The sequence below is a fragment of the Kitasatospora sp. NPDC096140 genome (assembly GCF_040303045.1).
GTDB lineage: Bacteria > Actinomycetota > Actinomycetes > Streptomycetales > Streptomycetaceae > Kitasatospora.
Genome location: NZ_JBEOUW010000033.1, coordinates 22,893 through 42,452, shown reverse-complemented (window position 1 = coordinate 42,452; position 19,560 = coordinate 22,893). Strand labels below are relative to the sequence as shown.

Below are 19,560 nucleotides of genomic sequence, written 5' to 3'. Positions count from 1 at the left end.
TCGGTGGCGTCGCGGTTTCACGAGGTGGTGAGCGTGGCCAGGGCGTCCTGGGCGCAGGCGGTGGCGGCGGCTTCGGCGTCGGTGGGCGGGATGTCCTTCAGGGTGAACCCGGAGAGGGTGTGTGCTTCGTAGCGGATGGTGATGAGCGCGTTGCGCTGGAGCACCACGAGGTCGACGTGGCCGAAGCCGCTGATGGTGGTGTAGAGGAGGGTTGCCTTCTCCCCCAGGCCGGGAACGGCGTGGTCGTCGGTGATCTTCATGCCGGCGGTGGCCGCCAAGGTCCGGTCGCTGGACAGTGTTTGCTGGTAGACGCGGTCGGCGAGCGGGGACAGTGTGACCCAGACCTGCACTGTGGTCAGGCCGGAGGTCCTGCTGTCCCAGCCCCCGGTCGCGGACGTCGCGCCCCCGACGGGCTTCTGCTCGGTGCAGGCGGCTCCCTTCGCGTAGCGGTCGACCGTCTCGGGCCGCAGGAGCGCGCAGCCCGCGACGACGGCGGTGTAGGGCGCCGTGCTCGGGGTCGCCGGGCCGGAGGACGCGGGTGTGGCCGTGGCGGTCGGCGTGGTCGCGGCGGTCGTCGTCGGGGTGACGAGGTTGGCCACCAGGCCCAGGACGAGCGCTGCGGTGCCCGCGCCGGCCGTGATGCCGCCGAGCAGCCAGGTCCACCGACGGTTGGGTCCGGCCGGGCGCAGGTCCGCCGGGTCGGGGAGGGTGGCGGGAGTGGCCTGTGCCGGCAGGGGGCGTGTGCTCGGGAGGGTCGGCAGCGGCTGCGTGGCGGGTGGGGTGTCCTCGATCTCGGCCATCTCGTGATGAACCTTTCGGGGCCTGTCAGCTGGCTGACAGGTGATAGGCGGTCAGGGTGGGCCCGTAGCCGAGCAGGAGGAGCGAGTCCTGGGTGAGGGTTTGTGGGGCCCCCGGCTGCCGGGCGAAGGTCTGGTGCCACTGCGGGGTGCCGGCGGCGCTGGTGAGGGACTGCAGGGTGATTCCGCCGGCGGCGGTGGGCGCGGTGACGAGGACCGAACCTCCGGTAGCGCCCCGTACGGTGGCGGCGCCCTGCGCTGACGGCCAGGTCCAGGTGGTGTTCCCGGTGTGCAGGTCGACGCCGGACGCACCCTGCGGGCCGCCGGTCACGACGACGGCGCCGTCGTCCGCGCACCCGGTGACGGCGCCGGTGTGCGAGCCGATCCAGAGGCGGGCGCCCGCGGTGTCGAAGGCCGCGGTCACGGTCCGGCCGTCGGTGGCCGTCGCCGCGGCCACGGGCAGACAGGTCACCACGCCCTGGCGGAGCGAGAGCGAACCCAGGTACGCACCGGTGAACATGGTCGCGGAGGCCGGTGGAAGACCGCTGGGCACGCTCCAGTTGCTGGTTCCGTTCTGGCCGTCCACGGCGGCGAGGGCGAGATCGGCGGCCAGGGCGTAGAGCCGGCTCCCGCTCGGCGGCGCGTACAGGTCTTGGGCGTCGAGCGACCAGCGTGGGCGTCCGGTCGCGCTGTCGAGTGCCACGAAGCGGAAGGCACCGCCGACGGCCCGGTCCAGGTCTCCGAGGAGCGTGACGATCAGCAACCCCGCCGAGGGCATGCCCTGGATGCGGTAGGAGGTGCCCAGCGCCGTACCGCTCCACAGCCGGCGCCCTCCGGCGGCGTCGTAGCCGTGCAGTGCTCCGTCGGGTCCGGTGACCAGCAGCAGGCCCGGCAGCGGCAGGGCGACGGACTGCGCACCGGGAACCGTGTCGGACGATCGCCAGAGCGTGGCACCTGTGTGGGCGTCGTGTGCCTGCACCACGCCGCCCGGGTCCACGGACCACACCCGGCCGCCGTCGCCGACCGGGAGCGTCCCGGCCTCCGTGGTGCTGTTCCACAGCACCCGTCCGTCGGAGCGGTCGTAGCCGACGGTCCCGGTGCGGTCCGCGCACACCACCGACGCCGGGCCGCAGCCGACCGGCGCCATGCCGGCCCGGGGGAGCGCCACCGACCAAGCCGTCGGGGGCGCCCCCGACGTGCCCGGCCACAGCACGCGGGTGACACCGCCCGCGGCGGCGGTGGCGAGCAGTGCTCCGCCGAGGACGAGCAGCCGGCGCCGGGTGCCGTTCGGATCGTTCAGTACCCGGGCCAGTTCGCGCTCACGTCGGCGTACGGTCCGCTCGGCCTCTCCCAGCCAGTCGGTGCCGACCGCCGGGCCGTACCGGAAGGCCTCGGTGAGCTCGGCCGGTGCGGGCCGCCGGGCCGGATCGCGGTCCAGACAGCGCACCAGCAGTCCCGTCAGCTCCGGTGGAACCCCGTCCAGGTCCGGAGGCTCCTCGGAGGCCCGGTAGATCAACACCGCGGGCGGTCCCTCGCCGAAGGGCGCGCGGCCGGTCGCGGCGAAGGCCAGCACGGCGCCGAGTGAGAACAGGTCGCTGGCGGGGGTGAGGTTCAGCCCTGCCGCGTGTTCGGGAGACATGAACCCGGGGGTGCCGATGATCCGGCTGTTCGCGGTGGGCAGCGCGTCGGCCGTCGGCTTGCTGATGCCGAAGTCGATGACCCGCGGTCCGTCCCGGGCGACCAGGATGTTCGAGGGCTTCAGGTCCCGGTGGATGATCCGGGCGCGGTGGATCGCGGCGAGCGCCTCGACCAGTCCCGCTCCCAGGGTCTGCAGCGCGGGCCCGGCGAGCGCGCCGTGCCGCGCCACGGCCTGGTGCAGCGACGGCCCGGCGACGAACTCGGTGGCCAGCCAGGGCACTTCCGCCTCGGTGTCGGCGTCCACCACGGCCACGGTGTAGGCCCCGTTGACCGACCTGGCCGCCGCCACCTCCTGGGCGAACCTGCGCCGGAACTCGACGTCGGTCGCGTACTGCTGCTGCACGGTCTTCACCGCGACGGGGCGTCCGCTGCCGGTGGCGGCCAGGTAGACGGCGCCCATGCCCCCCGCGCCGAGGTTGCGCAGGATGCGGTACGGGCCGACGCTCTGCGTGCTCATGCGCCACCGACCCGAAAGGCGCGCAGGGTGGTGGCGGAAGCGCAGTAGAGCGTCGTGCCGTCGGTCGCGGTGGTCCACCGGCCCTCGTCGGAGGCCGCCCGCACCGTCCAGCGGACCGCGCCACTGGCGGCGTCGAGGACGGCCGCTCCGAACGGCCCCTTGGACAGGGGGACACCGAAGAAACCGTCACCTGCGGACGGCGTCCGGAAGTCACCGTCCCCGCCCGGATCGGTCACCGCCGCGACGGTGGAGTGCCACAACCCCTTGCCGGTCGTGACGTCCAGGCAGTAGGCCGTGCCCAGGGCCCCGGACAGCAGCAGCCTGCCGGTGCCGAGTGCACAGCCGAAGACCGCCTGCGGAACCGGGGGAGCCGTCCAGCGCTGCCGCCCGGTGGCCGGTTCCAGGGCCACGACCGACTGGCCGTCGACCACCACCAGCAGGTCGCCGGCACGCATCAGCCGTGAGGGCACCGAGGCGCTCCCGGCCGTGAGGCCGGCGGCCTGCCACTGGGAGGCGCCGGTTCGCAGGTCCAGCGCATGCAGGACGTCCCCGTCCAGGTAGTAGCACCTGCCGTCGGCGACCAGGCCCATCGAGCTGCCGGAACCGCCGAGCAGGGACTCCATGTGGCGGGCCGTGCCCACCGCCATGTTCTGGGCGACCTCGTGTTGCCACAACACCTCCCCGCTGCCCAGGTCGGCCCCGACGACGACTCCGCCGCCGGTGTCGGACGTCTGCCGGGCCGTCACCACGGTCCGGCCGTCCGCGCCGAAGACCCGCAGGCTCATCGCGGCGTACATGTGCTGCTCGGGCGGCACGGCGAGCGGGATCCGGTGGTCCTCGGCCGCAGCGTTCAGCCACACCAGGCTCGTGAAGTCCGTGGACGTCCCGTAGAGCAGTCCGTTCTGCGCCTGGAACATCTGGACGTCCTGCCGGGACCACGCCGGACGCCCCGTAGAGCCGTCGAGGCCGGTCGCGCCCAGCCCCTCGCTCCACCACACCGGCGTTGACCCGAGGACGGACAGCTGATGGTCGACCGTCACACCGCTGAACGGCCGGCTCCACAGCGGGGCCGGAGCTTCGGGCGAGGGGCTCGCGCCACCGGTGTCGGCTCCCCACGCGTCCACGGGCTTGCCGACCGTCGCCGTCCCGGCGGCCACCCGTGCCCGACGGGTGAGCAGCAGCGGCACACCGACGGCGGCGGCCGCACCCGCGCCGAGCCCGGCACCGAGGCCGAACAGACCGCGACGGCTGAGCGACTGCCAGGTCCGCACCGGCAGCGCGGGCGGGTCGGCGGGCGGCGCGGCCAGGTCGATCCCGGCCTGCCGCTCCCGGGCCTCAAGGTCGGCCAGCAGTCCCGGACTCAGCAGGGCCGCCGGATCGGCGGGAGCCAGTGCGGCCAGCACGGCCGCCGCGACGGGCCGCCGGGCCGGGTCCTTGTCCAGGCACGCGGCCACCAGGGGGCCCAGCGCGGCGGGCACTCCGGAGAGGTCGGGCCACTCGTACACCACTCGCCGGTTGATCTGCGCGGGCTCACCGGTGCCGAACGGGGTACGGCCGGTGAGCGCGTACACCAGCAGGCAGCCGAGCGAGAACACGTCCGACGCGGCGTGGGTGACGGACGCGGAGACGATGCGCTCGGGCGCGATGTATCCGGGCGTGCCGCACACCATGCCCGTCCGGGTCAGGTGAACGGCGTCGAACGCACGGCTGATCCCGAAGTCGATGACGCGCGGGCCGTCCCGCGCGATCAGCACATTGCCCGGCTTGAGGTCACGGTGCACCACTCCCACCGCGTGGATCGCGGCCAGCGCCTCCGCCAGGGCGGCCCCCAACGCCCGTGCACCCGCCTCACCGAGCGGTCCGAACCGCATGACCACCTCGCCGAGCGACGGCGCAGGCAGGTACGCCGTGGCCATCCAGGGCCGGGAGCCGCGCGGCTGCGCATCCACCACGGGCGGCGTGTGGAACCCCGTCACCCGCCTGGCGGCCTCCACCTCCTGCCGGAACCGGTCCCGGAACTGCGGGTCCTCGGCGTACTCGGGCCGGATGACCTTCACCGCGAGCAGCCTCAGCCCGGGCGAGCGGGCGAGGTACACCATCCCCATACCGCCCTCGCCCAATGGCCGCAGTAGCTGATGGGGGCCCACGAACACGGCCGGCTGCGCCTTCATGCCTTTGGTGCCACCTTTGGCAGCCACCACGCCTCCCCCAGTGCGTCACCGCCGTCGCGGACGGACCGACAGACAGCGTGACATGGACGACGCACCCGGCGAATCCCTTCCCCACTATTGGGGACGCCCGTCCGCCGACCGGGCAGACCGGAGACGCCCGACTCGCCGCTCGACAAGCCGGGATGAGAGCCACGCGCTCCGGAGGACCACGGACGGCGAACCGGCGAACCGGCGAACCGTTTCAGCGGGACTCGCCACGACAGGACACCGACGGCGACAGCTCCGGACGGCGACCGCCCCCGCCGGCGACAGCCCCCGACGGCGACCGCTCAGCCGGCGCAGCTGTAGCCGAAGGTGGTCGACCCGCTGAGTCGCTGGGGGGCCAGCACCTCGACGGTGGCGGTCGCGCGCAGGGTGCCCGGGCCGTCGAAGGTCCAGCGCAGCACCAGGTCCACCCGGCGCTCGCCGGACTGCACCGGCTGCACGAGTTCGCCGGAGGACGTCCCGTCGCTGCGCAGCCAGCGGTAGCGGACGGTGCCGGGGTTGCCGTTCGTGGTGACCGACGCGGTGAGGACGGCCGTCCCACCGCAGGTCGGTCCGGCCGCCGGGGCGGCGGTGACGGAGACACCGGTGAGGTCGAGCGGCGGATCGGCATGGCAGCGGGTGAGCAGCACGGCCAGCAGGACGAGCAGGACGGCGGCCCAGACCAGCCAGCCGAAGGCCCGGCGTCGACGGGCCGGCGGTACCGGCCCGCCGGTCGACGCCGGGCCGCGCCACACCGCGGCGGCCTGCGGCGGCACGCCGGGGCCGATGCGGCGTAGCTCCGGCGCGGGCGTGGGAGGTGCGGCAGGTGTGGGAGGTGGAGGGGCGGAAGGTACGGGGGCCGGCGGGGCGGGGGCGGGGGCGGAGTCCCAGACGGTGGGGTCCAGGAAGGTGGCGCTCTCGTGGTCGTCGTCTGCGAGTGCGGGGGGCGGCTGCACGGGGGCGGGCCGGGCGGGGGTGGTGCCCCAGACGGTGGGGTCGAGGAACGTGGCGCTCTCGTGGTCGTCCGGGGCGGGTCCGCCTCGGCCGAACGGTGCGGTGTGGCCGGGCGCGCCCGGGGAGAGGCGCTCGGTCGGGTCCTGGTCGGGTGCGGATCCGGACGGTGGCACGGGGAGACCTCCTGGGGGCGGTGGCGTGCGGATCAGCCGGGCTCGTGGCAGGACGGGGAGTACAGCTCCCGGTAGGCCGTCGGGGTGCTCCCGGCCGCCGGTGTGGTGGACACCCGGACGCCCCACTGGAGACGGCCGTCGCCGGTGCCGAACTGGTGGCGGACGGTCAGTGTGGCGCGACCGGTGCCGAGTTTCACGATGTCGGTGGCGACGGTCTCGCTCGGGAACGTGGGGGCCGAGTTGTGCATCCAGCTGAGGACGAGCGTGGCGCCCGGCGGGCCGGAGGTGACCACGGTGACGGTGGCCTGGATGCCGTAGCCGCCGTCGCAGGCGATCGAGTCGACGTTCACCGACGCCACCCGGACCGGCGGCGGGGTGGTGGTGGGCGGAGTGCCGGCCGGGGGCGTGGTGGGCGGGGTGGAGCGGCTCGGAGGGGGGCTCGTCGGGGCGGTCCGGGGTGGTGGCGGCGGTGGCGGCGGGGGCGCGGCGGTCGTGGGACCGGTGGGCGCACGTGACGGCGTGGGGGCGGGCCGCCCGCTGGGGCCGGGACCGGGGCCGGGGCCCGTCGTGGGGGTGGGGCCCGGCGCCGGGTCGGTAGTGGGCGGGCCGGAGGGGGAGGACGTGGGGGAGAGGGTCGGCGAGGGCGAGGGCGACGACGAGCGCGAGGGCGAGGGCCGCCCGGTGGGGGAGGGTGTCGGGCCGGGCGGCGGGGCGCTCGACCGGGTCGGGTCCAGGGAGGTGGTGATCCAGGGCATCGGACTGCCCGTCAGCGTCCGCGCGCCCCGGTCGGTGACGCCGGCCAGCGCGACCCCGCCGATGACGGCCAGCGCCAGGCCGCCGGCTACCGCGCCCACCGTCAGCCGGGCCCGTCTTCGCAGGAGCGGTCGCCGTACGCCGGTGGGAGCGGTGGGAGCCGCGGGGCCGGCGGGCGCGACGACGGCTCCGACGAGCCGGGTGTGCGCGAGCGCCGTCGTCCCGGCGGGCGCGGGGCCGCCGGGGCCCCGGGGCAGCAGCAGGGCCAGCAGGGCGACCAGCGCGGCGAGGTCCTCGTGGCCGCGCTCCTCCCACCGCCCGCCGTAACCGGCCGTCGCGGCCCGGTCGAGCAGCCGGACGAACTCGGCCGCGCCGGCCGGCCGGTCCTGCGGCCGTTTGGCGAGCCCGGCCAGGACCAGCGGGCGGACGTGGTCGGGCACCAGCTCGTCGGGGATCCGGGACTCCTGGTGCTGCACGGCGAGCGCGCCGATCGTCCGCCCGGTGAAGGGCCGCTCGCCGGTCAGGCACTCGAAGAAGGTGACGGTGGCCGCGTAGACGTCGGCGGCGGGCGAGGCCGGGGCGCCGGCCCACTGCTCGGGCGCCAGGTAGGCGGGGGTGCCGGAGACGTCGCGGTCGGATCCGCGGGGGACGGCGATGCCGAAGTCGACCAGCTTGGAGGTGCCGTCGGTGGCGACCAGGACGTTGGCGGGCTTGTAGTCCCGGTGCACCAGCCCGGCCGCGTGGGCGGCTGCCAGCCCCAGGAGGGAGCCCTTGAGGACGACCAGCGCCGCCTCGGGCGTGGTCGCCCCCTCCTCCTTGAGCAGCGTGCGCAGGGAGACGCCGTCGACCAGCTCCATCACCAGGGCCGCGTGCGGCCCGCCCTCGACGTACTCGTAGAGCCGGGTGACGTACGGGGAGTCGAGCCGGGCCAGCGTCTGTGCCTCGGTGCGCAGGGCGGGGCCGGCGGCCGCGTCGTGCAGGTACTTGATGGCGACGGGTGTGCCGGTGAGGTCGTGGTGGGCGAGCACCACGCGACCGGCGGCTCCCGCGCCGAGCTCCCGCAGGTGGGTGTAGTCCGGCAGCTGCCAGTCGCCGGGTTCCCGCACCGCCTCGTCGTCCATCGCCGACCCCCACGCCTCGTCCCGTCCGGTGGCCGCCGACCGGACCGCGGCCGCTGCGACCGACGCGGCCGCGCAGGCCCGGGGTTCCCCCGTGCGGCGCCGTCCGAACCGCCGGTGCGGCGGGGCGGGCACGGGCGGGGACGTTCCCGCAGGCAGACCGCCCTACCCGATCGGCCGACGATCGGAAACACACGGGCGCACGGGGGAGTTGTGCGCCGCCGTGGCCCGCGCCGGGGGCGGCGCCGCACCCCGGGCCTGGTGACCGGCCGCACCCCGGGCCGGTCGCCCGGGCGGGAGCGTGCCACGCGCAGGTGCGGGCGTGCGGCGGAGCCGCTTTCCTTCCCGTGGAGCACCGCCTGCCGTGTTGTCAGGCGCCCGTAATCGGCCGCGGACGGGTGTGCTGTCGCCCGGCCGGCCGGGGTGGACCACCCGTAGTGCCGACTCCCGGTGGTGCGCGTGCCGGACCCCGCTTCTCCTGGAAGGGCATTCGGCAGCCGACGGCCGGCCGCCCACCCGAGGAGGAGCGATGGCGGCGACCCCACCCGACCCCGGCGCAGGCGAGCCCGGCCCGGGCGAATCCGGCCCGGGCGAATCCGCCGGCGGCGAGGAGCACGCGGGTCCGCCTGAGCTGTCCCCGACAGCGCCTCCTGCCCCCGACCGTCCCGCGCCACCGCCTGAACCCGGACGGCCCGCGGCACCGCCTGAACCCGGACGGCCCACGGCCTCGGCGGCCGGGGATGCGGACGAGCTCGCCCGGCTGCACGAGCGGATTGCCGTGCTGGAGGCCGCCCCGAAGAAGCGGGAGCACCACCGCTGGCGGACCTCCGGTGCGGTGGTGCTGATCGTGATCGCCTCCCTGCTGTCCCTGCTGTCCGTGCTGGCGGTCTGGACGTCCGACTTCGTCGGCAACACCGACCGCTACGTCCAGACCATGGCACCGCTGGCCACCGATCCCGACATCCAGCAGGCCGTCACCAACCGCGTCACCACCGTCGTGCTCGACCAGATCGACGTCAACGCCCTGGTCAAGCAGCTCTCCGACGCCGCCGCCGAACAGGGCGTGCCGCAGAACGCCGCCAATCTGATCAACAACCTGAGCGGGCCGATCAAGAGCGGCCTCACCCAGCTGGTGAGCACCGTCGTCAACAAGGTCGTCACCAGCGACCAGTTCGCCACCCTGTGGGTCGACGCCAACCGGCTCATCCACACCGCCCTCGACAAGGCACTGACCGGCAAGGGCGGCGGCGCAGTCGTCCTGGAGAACAACCAGGTCTCCATCGACATCGCACCGATCGTCGCCAAGGCGAAGGACGAGCTCGTCAACGCCGGCTTCGCCCCGGCCGCCAAGATCCCCGACGTCCACACCAACTTCGTGGTGTTCCAGTCCAAGGACATCGGCAAGGTCAGGACGTACTTCCGGCTGCTGGAGATCATGGGGGCCTGGCTGCCGGTCGTCACCGTGCTGATCGCGGCGGGCGGCGTGTTCCTGGCCGTCAACCGGCGCCGCGCGCTGATCGGCGCCGCCGTCGGGGTGGCGCTGGCGATGCTGCTGCTCGGCCTCGTGCTGACGGTCTTCCGCTCGTTCTACCTCGACCATCTGCCACCGGGCGCCAACCAGGCGGCCGCGGGCACGTTCTACGACACCCTGATCCGTTTCATGCGGGCCGGCATCCGGGCGGTCGGCGCGGTCGCCGTGGTCACCGCCGTCGGCGCCTTCCTGATCGGCCCGTCCCGGCCCGCCGTCGCCGTCCGTACGGCCTGCCGGCGCATCCTCGGCTCGCTGCGCGAGGCGCTGTACTCGCTCGGCATGAAGCTCGGCCCGGTCGGGCCCTTCGTGCACCGCTTCAAGCGTTGGATCGGCGCGGCGATCCTGCTGATCGCCGCCGTGGTCCTGGCCACCTGGTCCTACCCGACCTGGGCCGTGGTGCTGTGGATCACCTTCTTCGTGGCCCTCGGCTTCGCCATCCGGGAAGTCCTCGACACCGGCCCCGGCGGCGACCGCCCACCACGCCCGGCAGCCCCCGGCGCACCACCGCCTGCCCACGCGTGACCACCCGCCCCACCGGGCCCGGGCCCGCCGGCCACTCCCCGACCACGGCGGCCGGCGTCGGCTTCGGTGAGGCCGGAACCTCCCACTCGCCCCGCAGGTGGTTCAGCGGGCCTTCCGGCCACACGGCGTCACTCCTGCCCCGTTCGGCCCCGCGGGGGCCTGCTCGGTGTCGCCGCCTCGCCGCCCGTCCTGGCCTCTGTCCGATGCCCGTTCCCGCTCCGCGGCAGTTTTACGGCCGTAAAACTGCCGCCCCGGTCCGGCGCCGTCCTGGGCGCCGCCCGCCGCCGTCCGCGTGGCGCCGACGGAGTACCGGTGCCGGTTGCGGACCGTCCGGGGGTGAACGGACGACGGACGCCCGCGGTCCGGGGACCGCGGGCGTCCTGGGTACCTCAGCGGTGCCGCGTCAGCGGCGGGCGCCCCGACGGCGGGCGATCACCAGCGCGCCCCCGCCGACGGCGAGCAGCGCGGCCCCGCCGGCGCCGTAGACGATCATCTGGCTGCTGTTGCCACCCGTGCTGGCCAGGGTGCTGGCCGGCGTGGTCGAGACCGGATTGGCGGTCGGCTTGCCGACCGGGCCGGTCGTGTCCGTCGGGGCGGACGGCGCCGGCACGGCCGGGGCGGTCGACGGCGTCCCGGTGGTGGACGGCGCCGACGGCTTGGCGGTGGTGGAGGGCGAGGCGGTGGCCGTCGCGGTGGCCGTGGCCGAAGGCGTCGTCGTGGCGGTGGGCGTCCCGGTCGGGTGCGGGGTCGCGGTGGCCGTGGGCGACGCCGAGGAGGTCGGCACCGGGACGGTCGGCGTGCCGGTCGGGGTCGGCGCGCAGGCCTTGCCGCCGTTCCAGGCCGAGATCAGGTTGTCCGGGAAGACGCCGTCCGGGTACCTCGGCGCGGGGTTGGCGACGCCGTCGAACTTCTTGTCGCCGTTGTACAGGTCGATCTGGCCGTAGCACTTCGGCAGGTGGGCGGAGACGTCCAGGGTCGCCTGGCGGTTCCCGCTGCGCAGCGTCGTGGTCGCCCAGCCGAGGAAGGTCTGCTTGCCCGAGGTGGCCCAGGTCGGCCCCTGGGTCTCGTAGGAGGCCAGCGAGACCCGGTAGTCGCAGCCGTCCGCGACGTCGCCGGCCAGGCGGACCTGGATGACGCCGTGCGGCTGGGACATCCGGCCGTCGGAGATCCAGCCCTTGCCGCCGTCGACGGAGAACTCGACGCCGACGGCGCCGCACCCGTGCTCGGAGTGGGCCTGGGCGGTGCCGGCGGTGAGCAGCGGAGCGCCGACGGCTATGCCGAGGGCGGCGAGGGCCGGAAGGCTCCGGCGCAGGAGTTGGTGCACGAGGAAGCTCCCTAGGAGTTGTACACGGTTCGGGTGGGACTCACCGCTCCCCGGTGGCGATCCGGACGGAACGTCACCGGAACTGAGCGGACGTGAAACCGTGACCGTACCCGATGGCTCCGCAGTCCCGGCCCCGCCCCCATGCCGAACAGGCCTTCGCCGTCCTGCAGGAGGCAATCCAGGCCCGCCCGGCCCGCTCAGGCCCCATCTCCACCAGGCGTGACGAAGCACGCCTCCACCCTCGCCGCGGGTGCGGGTGCGGGTGCGGGTGCGGGCGTCGGTGACGAAGGCGGCGTGGATCCGGCTGGTGTCGAGCAGGCGCTCGCGTCCGCGCCACATCGCGGGCTTCTCCGCGCCGGGCACCGGGGCGGTCGGGCGGAGGGCTTCGGGGAAGGTGGAAGTGGCGGGGCCGGCTTGCGGTGAGGTGTCGGGCCTTCGCCCGGCGGGCCTGCGGCAGGGTCACGAGCTCTGCCAGGCCCTCGGCCTGGAGCCGGGTCAGCCACTACCGGGCCTGCTTGCTCGATTCCGGCGGAGCCGCCGTGGAACGGGGGAGGAAACGCGTCGATGGCCGCGCGTTCCGCTGCGGTTGGCGGGGCTGGAGCGAGCGGGACCGTGCCGCCAGGAGATCCGGGCCCGCCTGGTGCTTGCCCGTCCCGGCTACGCGCGAGCACGTCTGCGCCCCGGATGATCCGTGGTCGGGTGCTGCGCGCGACGTATTACGCGGTGAACGGTCGGCGCGTGTGGCCTGAACGGGCAGGGCCTCCTGCTACCGGGTCGGGGCTCCGGACGCGACGCCGGTGGCATTCGACCTGCGGACCTTGACCTTGGCCTTGGTCAACCGCGTGAGCGCGGCCGTGACCTCGGCGGCCTGAGCGTCGGTGAAGGCGGTCTTGAGGACGGTCGCGGAAACGGGTGCTCCGCCCGGTCTCTTCACCAGGATCGACCAGGCCAGGGGGGTGTCCGTGGCGCGGGTGACCGCCGTCCACGGGAACCTCAACTCCCCGGACACCGTACGGATGACAGCCTCCTGGTCGGTCATCGCGACCGATGTGGGACCCGCCTGGCGCTGGGCGGCACGGGCGGCGAGCTTCTTGGCGACCACCGTGATGTTCTGGACCTGGATCAGGCAGGCGATGACCGCGGCGATCGCGAAGAGGACGCCCCCCGCAGCGAGGCAGAGCAGTCCGAGCAGCAACCACACACCGGCGACGGCCCAGCGAATCGCGGGTGCGGGGAAGTTGGCTCTCACCGCAGTGGCGAGCTCCTCGGGTGCTGCCTCGTACTCCACCTGGACGTTCATGTTCGTTCCTTTGTTCGAGAGGGAGGGCACATCATGGCCGGGGTACAGCTCCCGGCACAAACGCGATGCGGCAGCCCCGCAACCCCTCGCCCACGACGAGCGGCAGAAGGCCCGGGAGGAGGAGGCCAAAATTTTCTGCTCTCCCGCCAGGCCCGCCAGGCCACTGCGTGCGACGCGGTGGGTCACCCGATGGTGGGAGGGCCCGGCGAGGACGGCCCCCCGCCCTCCTCGGCGCCAGGGCGCTCCCCGCTCCCCGGGCGTCGACCGGCAGGAATGCAGAGGCGCGGCTGGAGCACCAGGGCCTGAGCCGCTGCTGACCGATGACCAAACAGCCTGATCGGACCGGCCGACAAGCTGGGAAGGTCGGCCGGCCGACTGGCTAGGAGGGCGGTGTGCCGGTCCCGTCCGGATCGGCCGCCAGCGTTTCCCAGAACGTGACGTAGCTCTGCTCGTGAGCGATTCCGAGCGTGATCAGCCGGGTGCGGGCCGGGGTGTCCGGGGCGTCGGGATCGAGGCGGTCGCGAAGCTCTTGGTAGGTGTCCCGCGATCGCCGGTGCTGCGCGGCCTGGGCCGCTGCGAGCTCCGCGACCTGGCCCGGCGCGCCCAGGTCGGCGAAGGTCAGCTTGAGCAGGGCGGGATTCCGGGTCTCCGGCTCGGGCGTCGCGGGGTCGGCGAGCCAGTCCCGGAGGGCACGCCGGCCGGCGTCGGTGAGGTGGAACACCCGGCGCCGGCGGCCGTGGTCCTCCGCTGCCTCGCGCAGCAGCCCCAGCTCGGCCAGGCGGGGCGGGTCGCGGTAGAGCTGGGCGTGCGGGATGGGCCAGTAGTGGCCGACGGACCCCTCGACCTTGGCCTTCAGGTCGTACGGCGTCATCGGCCCGTTCCGGGCGATCAGCCCGAGCACGACGAGCTGCGACGGCGTCAGGTCCTTCGCCATGGCACTTCCCCTCTCATTTTACCAATTGACACCATATCACTGAGACCATTACCGTCATCGCGCTGCAACCATCTCAATGAGACTATGGAGTCGTGGAGCCGTGATGCGCCTGCACCCCGAGATAGCCCACGTCCTGGACGGTGTCCCGCCCTTCGACCCCCTGGCCGACCCGGCGGCCACCCGGGCCTACCTGCGGTCACTGCTCGCCGCGAAGCCCCCGGCGAACGACCCACGCATCACCGTGCGCCACACCGTGATCCCGGGCCCGGCCGGCGACCTCACCGTCCGCATCTACCAGCCGACCGAGGCGCCGGGCGCGCGCCCCGGCATCCTCTACTTCCACGGCGGCGCCTTCATCTCCGGCGACCTCGACACCGGCGACGGCAACTGCCGCGACCTCTGCCTGGCCGCGGGCGCGGTGGTCGTCTCCGTCGACTACCGCCTGGCCCCCGAACACCCCTACCCCGCCGCCTTCGACGACTGCTACGCGGCCCTGTGCTGGACCGCCGCCAACGCCGCCCACCTGGGCGTGGATCTCACCCGCCTCGCCGTCGCCGGCCGCTCCGCCGGCGGCGCACTCGCGGCGGCCGTCACCCTCGCCGCCCGCGACCGACGCGGCCCCGCCCTCGCGTACCAACTCCTGCTCGTCCCGGCCCTCGACGACCGCTGCGCCCACCCCTCCGTCGACGAGTGCATCGACAACCGGATCGTCGACGGCCGCGTCGTGCGCAACATGTGGAAGCCCTACCTGGCCTCCACCGAAGCCGACCCCTACGCCGCCCCCGCCCGCGCCGAGGACCTCAGCGCCCTCCCGCCCGCCTACCTGGAGATCTGCCAGGCCGACGCCCTCCGCGACGAGGCCCTCGTCTACGCGAACCGCCTGATCGCGGCCGGCATCCACACCGAACTCCACGTAGTCCCCGGCGCCTTCCACCTCTTCGAGGGCTACGCCCCGACCAGCCGTCTGGCCCGCCGTGCCACAGCCACGTGGACGTCCGCGGTAGCGGCAGCGCTGACCTGAACCATCGACTCGGCGTGGATGCCTGATGCTGTCGGAGCCGCGGTGAGCGCGCGGCCGGCGATCTCGTCGGGTGTGCCGACCGCGTCGACCGTGACGACGAGCCCTTGCCTTGCCTAGTGCTGGGAGTAGCGCAGGTCGGCAGGCGCGCCGCCGCTCACACGGGGGCGGCCGCACCGCTCACACCGGGGCGGAGCGAGTCGTGCGGCTGCCTTAACGCCCCGGTCCCACGGCCCGTGACGTCGGGGAAACCTGGGCTTCCTACGGTGAGGCCCGTGGGGAGAGCCCACCGCCCGCCGCACCACACCGGTACGGCACGCGGCGAGGACAAGATCCGGGGAGGACCCACCATGGCGGCGCCAGGAGCGGGGGCGGACACCGCGCGGACGGTCTGCTCGTACTGCGGGGTCGGCTGCGGTGTGGTCCTGGACCTGAAGCGCGGCCCCGACGGCCGCCGGAGCGTGGCGAAGGTCTCCGGGGACAAGGCCCACCCCGCGAACGGCGGACGGCTGTGCACCAAGGGCGCGACCCACGCCGACATGCTTGCGGCCCCCGGCCGGCTGGAGACCGCCCTCGTGCGCACCGCGCGCGGCGAACCCGCGGCCCCCACCGACGTCGACGCGGCGGTGGCGTCCGTCGCCGCCCGGCTGCGCGCCCTGCTGGACGAGCACGGCCCCGACGCCCTGTCCTTCTACGTCTCGGGCCAGATGTCGATCGAGGCGCAGTACCTGGCCAACAAGCTCGCCAAGGGCTTCGTGCGGACCAACCAGATCGAGTCCAACTCCCGGCTGTGCATGGCCTCCGCGGGCTCCGGCTACAAGCTCTCGCTGGGCGCGGACGGGCCTCCCGGCAGCTACGAGGACTTCGAGCGGGCCGACGCGTTCTTCGTCATCGGCGCGAACATGGCCGACTGCCACCCGATCCTCTTCCTGCGGATGATGGACCGGATCAAGTCCGCCGGGGCGAAGCTGATCGTCGTCGATCCCCGCCGCAACTCCACCGCTGACAAGGCCGACCTGTTCCTGCAGATCAAACCCGGCACCGACCTGGCTCTGCTCAACGGTCTGCTGCACCTTCTTGTGGCGAACGGCCACACAGACGAGGCGTTCATCGCCGAGTTCACCGAGGGCTGGGAGGAGACGGTCGGCTTCCTGGCCGACTACCCGCCGGCGAAGGTCGCCGAGACCACCGGCCTGGCGGAGGCCGACATCCGCCTGGCCGCGCAGTGGATCGGCGAGGCCGGGGAGTGGATGAGCTGCTGGACGATGGGCCTCAACCAGTCCACCCACGGCACGTGGAACACCAACGCCCTGGTCAACCTGCACCTGGCCACCGGAGCGATCTGCCGCCCGGGCTCCGGGCCGCTCTCCCTCACCGGCCAGCCCAACGCCATGGGCGGACGCGAGATGGGCTACATGGGCCCCGGCCTGCCCGGACAGCGCTCGGTCCTCGTCGACGCCGACCGCGCCTTCGTCGAGGAGCTGTGGGGGATCGAGCAGGGCGCGCTGCGCACCGACGTCGGCCGCGGCACCATCGAGATGTTCCAGCAGATGGCCGCAGGCGACATCAAGGCTTGCTGGATCATCTGCACCAACCCGGTCGCCTCCGTGGCCAACCGCAAGACCGTCATCCAGGCCCTGGAAGCCGCTGAACTCGTCATCACCCAGGACGTCTTCGCGGCGACCGAGACCAACGCCTACGCGGACGTGGTCCTGCCCGGCACCCTGTGGGCGGAGTCCGACGGCGTCATGATCAACTCGGAGCGCAACCTCACGCTGGTCCCCGGCGTGATCACCCCGCCCGGCCAGGCCACCCCCGACTGGCAGCTGATCGCCCGCGTCGCCTGCGCGATGGGCTACGCCGAAGCCTTCACCTACACCTGCGCCGAGGAGGTCTTCGACGAACTGCGCCGGGCCTGGAACCCCAAGACCGGATGGGACCTGCGCGGCGCCGGCTACGAGCAGCTGCGCGAAGGCCCGGTGCAGTGGCCGGCCGCCCCCGGCGCGGGCACCCGCAACCCGATCCGCTACCTCAACGACGGCAGGAGCCAGACCCTCGTCGAGCACGAGGACGGCACCCGGCCCCGGCTGGTCTTCCCCACCCTCAACGGACGCGCCCGGTTTTTCGCCCGCCCGCACCTGCCGGCCGCTGAACTCCCCGACGACGACTACCCGTTCGTCCTGAACACCGGCCGTCTCCAGCACCAGTGGCACACCCTCACCAAGACCGGCAAGGTCGCCAAGCTCAACAAGCTCAACCCCGGCCCGTTCGTCGAGGTCCACCCGCAGGACGCCGCTGCGATGAGCGCCACCGACGGCGACCACGTCGAGGTCGCCTCCCGTCGCGGCCGCGCCGTCCTGCCCGTGGTCGTCACCGACCGCGTCCGCCCCGGCGACTGCTTCGCCCCCTTCCACTGGAACGACCTCTTCGGCGAGTACCTGTCCGTCAACGCCGTCACCAACGACGCCATCGACCCCATCTCCTACCAGCCCGAGTTCAAGGTCTGCGCCGTCGCGCTGCGCGTGGTGCCCGCCCCGGCCTCGAAGGAGGACACCACCGTGCCGACCGACGCCCACCCCGCCACTCCCGGACACCCGCAGGCCCTGCCCGTCCCGCACCAGGCCGCCCTTCCCGCCGCCCCCGGCGCCGTACCCGCCCTCGCCGCCCTGTTCGGCATCCCCGACCTCACCCCGCCCGCCCTCGCCGACACCGAGCGCCGGTACCTCGCCGGATACCTCTCCGGCGTGGCCGCTGCCCCGGCGGGCGGCGTCCCATTGCTGCCCGCCGGCTCCCCCCTCACCCCGGCCACCTCCCTGTGGGTCGACGGCGTCCTGGCCGGAGCGTTCTCCCGCACCGCCACCGCCACCGCCGAGCCGCCGATCCGGCTGCCGCTCACGGACCCGCCCGCCGCACCCACCGGCGGCCCCGCGGCCGAGCCCGCCCGGCAGCTGCTCGTCCTGTGGGCCTCCCAGACCGGCAACGCCGAGGACTACGCCGCCACGGCCGCAGCCCGCCTCACCGCGACCGGCCGCACCACCGCCCTGCTCTCCATGGCCGACACCGCCCCGGGACAGCTCACCGCCGACACCGACCTGCTCGTCCTCACAAGCACCTTCGGTGGCGGCGAAGCACCCGACAACGGCACCGACTTCTGGCAGGCGCTGACCGCCGACACCGCGCCCAGGCTGGACGGCGTGCGGTACTCGGTGCTGGCGTTCGGCGACTCCACCTACGACGACTTCTGCGGCCACGGACGCCGTCTCGACGAACGCCTCGCCGAACTCGGCGCCACCCGCCTGCACCCGCGCACCGACTGCGAACCCGACTACGACGACACCGCGGCCCACTGGCTCGACCAGGTCACTGCGGCCCTCACCGCCCCCGCCCCGGCCTCGCCCGCCGAGCACCGGACCGCCCCCGTCCCTGTCCCGGCCCCCGCGCCGCAGCCCGCTCCCGCGAACCCCGCCGCCCTTCCCGACACGACCGACCCCACCGCCACGGCCCTCCGGCCCGCCATGGCTGCGGGCCACTCCAAGGCGTCCCCCTTCACTACGCTCCTGATCGGCAACCGGGTGCTCAGCCTGCCCGGATCGCAGAAGGAGGTACGGCAGTTCGCCTTCGACACCCGCGACGGTGAACTCGCCTACGAAGCCGGCGACGCCCTCGGCGTGTGGCCCGCCAACGGGGCCGAACTCGTTGCCGAATGGCTCGCCCTGACCGGCGCCGACCCCCGCGAGAACGTCACCCTGGCCGGCGACCGGGACCTCCCCTTCGCCGAAGCCCTGCGTACCCGCCTCGACATTGCCCGCATAACCCCCGACCTGCTCAGGTTCGTCGCCGAACGCACCGACGACCGGGACCTGAAGCGACTCCTGCGCCCCGACAACAAAGACGAACTGGCCAAGTGGAGCTGGGGCCGCCAAGCCGCCGACGTGCTCGGCGCCTTCCCCGTCCGCGCCACCGCCACCGAATGGGCTGACGTCCTCAAGCGGCTCCAGCCCCGCCTCTACTCGATCTCCTCCAGCCCCCTCGCCCACCCGAGCGAAGTGCGCCTGACCGTATCCGTCGTCCGCTACACCAACGACCTCGGCCGAGAGCGCAAGGGCGTCTGCTCCACCTACCTCGCGGACTGCGCCGACGACGGCCCGGTCCAGGTCTTCGTCCAGCGCGCACCCCACTTCAAGCCGCCCGCCGACCCCGCCACACCCATGATCATGGTCGGACCCGGCACCGGCGTCGCCCCGTTCGTCGGCTTCCTCGAAGACCGCAAGGCCCGCGGACATACGGGCCCCAACTGGCTGTTCTTCGGCGAGCAATGCGAAGCCACCGACTTCTACCACCGCGAGGAACTGCAGGCCCACCTGGCCTCCGGACACCTCGACCGCCTCGACACCGCCTTCTCCCGCGACCAGCGCAACAAGGTCTACGTCCAGGACCGCATGCGCGAACACGGTCCCCGGCTGTGGCGCTGGCTGCAGGACGGCGCCCACTTCTACGTCTGCGGCGACGCCGGCCGCATGGCCAAGGACGTCGACCGGGCCCTGCGCGAGATCGCCGTCACCCACGGCGGCCTCCACAAGGACGACGCGGCCGCGTACATCCGGCAACTGGCGAGCGACAAGCGCTACGTCCGCGACGTGTACTGACGCAACGGTCCGCTGATCGCTCCGCCCGGGAACACTATCGGGGCGCCGGCTGCTCCGGCGCGCAGAGGGGGAGGCGGCTCGTGCCCGAGCTGCCGCTCCACCTGTTGGGCCCGGTCTCTTGCGGCCGGGCTGGTGGCCCA

The 19,560-nt window shown here is 74.0% G+C and carries 11 protein-coding genes; 3 read left to right on the top strand and 8 right to left on the bottom strand.

Translation table 11 applies throughout. The features are described 5' to 3' along the window. Positions 1-17: 17 nt before the first annotated feature. From ABT048_RS29005 to ABT048_RS28985, 5 genes are all read right to left on the bottom strand, one after another. Complete coding sequence (locus ABT048_RS29005) at positions 18-800, bottom strand: hypothetical protein (RefSeq protein WP_350524492.1); 783 nt, start codon at positions 798-800, stop codon at positions 18-20. A gap of 25 nt (positions 801-825) precedes the next feature. Further along, on the bottom strand, positions 826-2,952 hold the full coding sequence (locus ABT048_RS29000) for a serine/threonine-protein kinase (protein ID WP_350524491.1): 2,127 nt from the start codon (positions 2,950-2,952) through the stop codon (positions 826-828). Beyond that, positions 2,949-5,123: a protein kinase domain-containing protein gene (locus ABT048_RS28995; RefSeq protein WP_350524490.1), complete on the bottom strand. Its 2,175-nt coding sequence runs from the start codon at positions 5,121-5,123 to the stop codon at positions 2,949-2,951. Before ABT048_RS28995 ends, ABT048_RS29000 begins: the two co-directional genes overlap by 4 nt. A gap of 329 nt (positions 5,124-5,452) precedes the next feature. Beyond that, the gene (locus ABT048_RS28990; protein WP_350524489.1) at positions 5,453-6,274 is read right to left on the bottom strand and encodes a hypothetical protein; all 822 of its coding nucleotides are present in this window, start codon (positions 6,272-6,274) and stop codon (positions 5,453-5,455) included. A 32-nt stretch (positions 6,275-6,306) separates the two neighbouring features. Beyond that, positions 6,307-8,148, bottom strand: coding sequence for a protein kinase domain-containing protein (locus ABT048_RS28985; RefSeq protein WP_350524488.1), 1,842 nt, complete (start codon positions 8,146-8,148; stop codon positions 6,307-6,309). A gap of 775 nt (positions 8,149-8,923) precedes the next feature. Between ABT048_RS28985 and ABT048_RS28980 the strand changes: the two genes are divergently transcribed. Beyond that, positions 8,924-10,198 (top strand): hypothetical protein, encoded by a 1,275-nt coding sequence (locus ABT048_RS28980; RefSeq protein WP_350524487.1) that lies wholly within the window; start codon positions 8,924-8,926, stop codon positions 10,196-10,198. 403 nt (positions 10,199-10,601) lie between these two features. Here ABT048_RS28980 and ABT048_RS28975 read toward each other — a convergent pair whose 3' ends face one another. The 3 genes from ABT048_RS28975 to ABT048_RS28965 all read right to left on the bottom strand — a co-directional run bounded on the left by ABT048_RS28975 (position 10,602) and on the right by ABT048_RS28965 (position 13,756). Further along, entirely contained in the window at positions 10,602-11,522 is a 921-nt protein-coding gene (locus ABT048_RS28975; protein WP_350524486.1) for a hypothetical protein, read from the bottom strand. A 766-nt stretch (positions 11,523-12,288) separates the two neighbouring features. Continuing rightward, the gene (locus ABT048_RS28970; RefSeq protein WP_350524485.1) at positions 12,289-12,822 is read right to left on the bottom strand and encodes a hypothetical protein; all 534 of its coding nucleotides are present in this window, start codon (positions 12,820-12,822) and stop codon (positions 12,289-12,291) included. Between the two features lie 379 nt (positions 12,823-13,201). Continuing rightward, complete coding sequence (locus ABT048_RS28965; protein WP_350524484.1) at positions 13,202-13,756, bottom strand: PadR family transcriptional regulator; 555 nt, start codon at positions 13,754-13,756, stop codon at positions 13,202-13,204. 103 nt (positions 13,757-13,859) lie between these two features. On the opposite strand from ABT048_RS28965, the gene ABT048_RS28960 reads away from it, so the two are divergent. Together ABT048_RS28960 and ABT048_RS28955 are read left to right on the top strand one after the other, a co-directional pair. Next, positions 13,860-14,777 (top strand): alpha/beta hydrolase, encoded by a 918-nt coding sequence (locus tag ABT048_RS28960; protein WP_350524483.1) that lies wholly within the window; start codon positions 13,860-13,862, stop codon positions 14,775-14,777. 347 nt (positions 14,778-15,124) lie between these two features. Beyond that, positions 15,125-19,420 carry a bifunctional nitrate reductase/sulfite reductase flavoprotein subunit alpha gene (locus ABT048_RS28955; protein WP_350524482.1) on the top strand — a complete coding sequence of 1,432 codons (4,296 nt, stop codon included), beginning with the start codon at positions 15,125-15,127 and terminating at the stop codon, positions 19,418-19,420. The last annotated feature ends 140 nt before the right edge of the window (positions 19,421-19,560 follow it).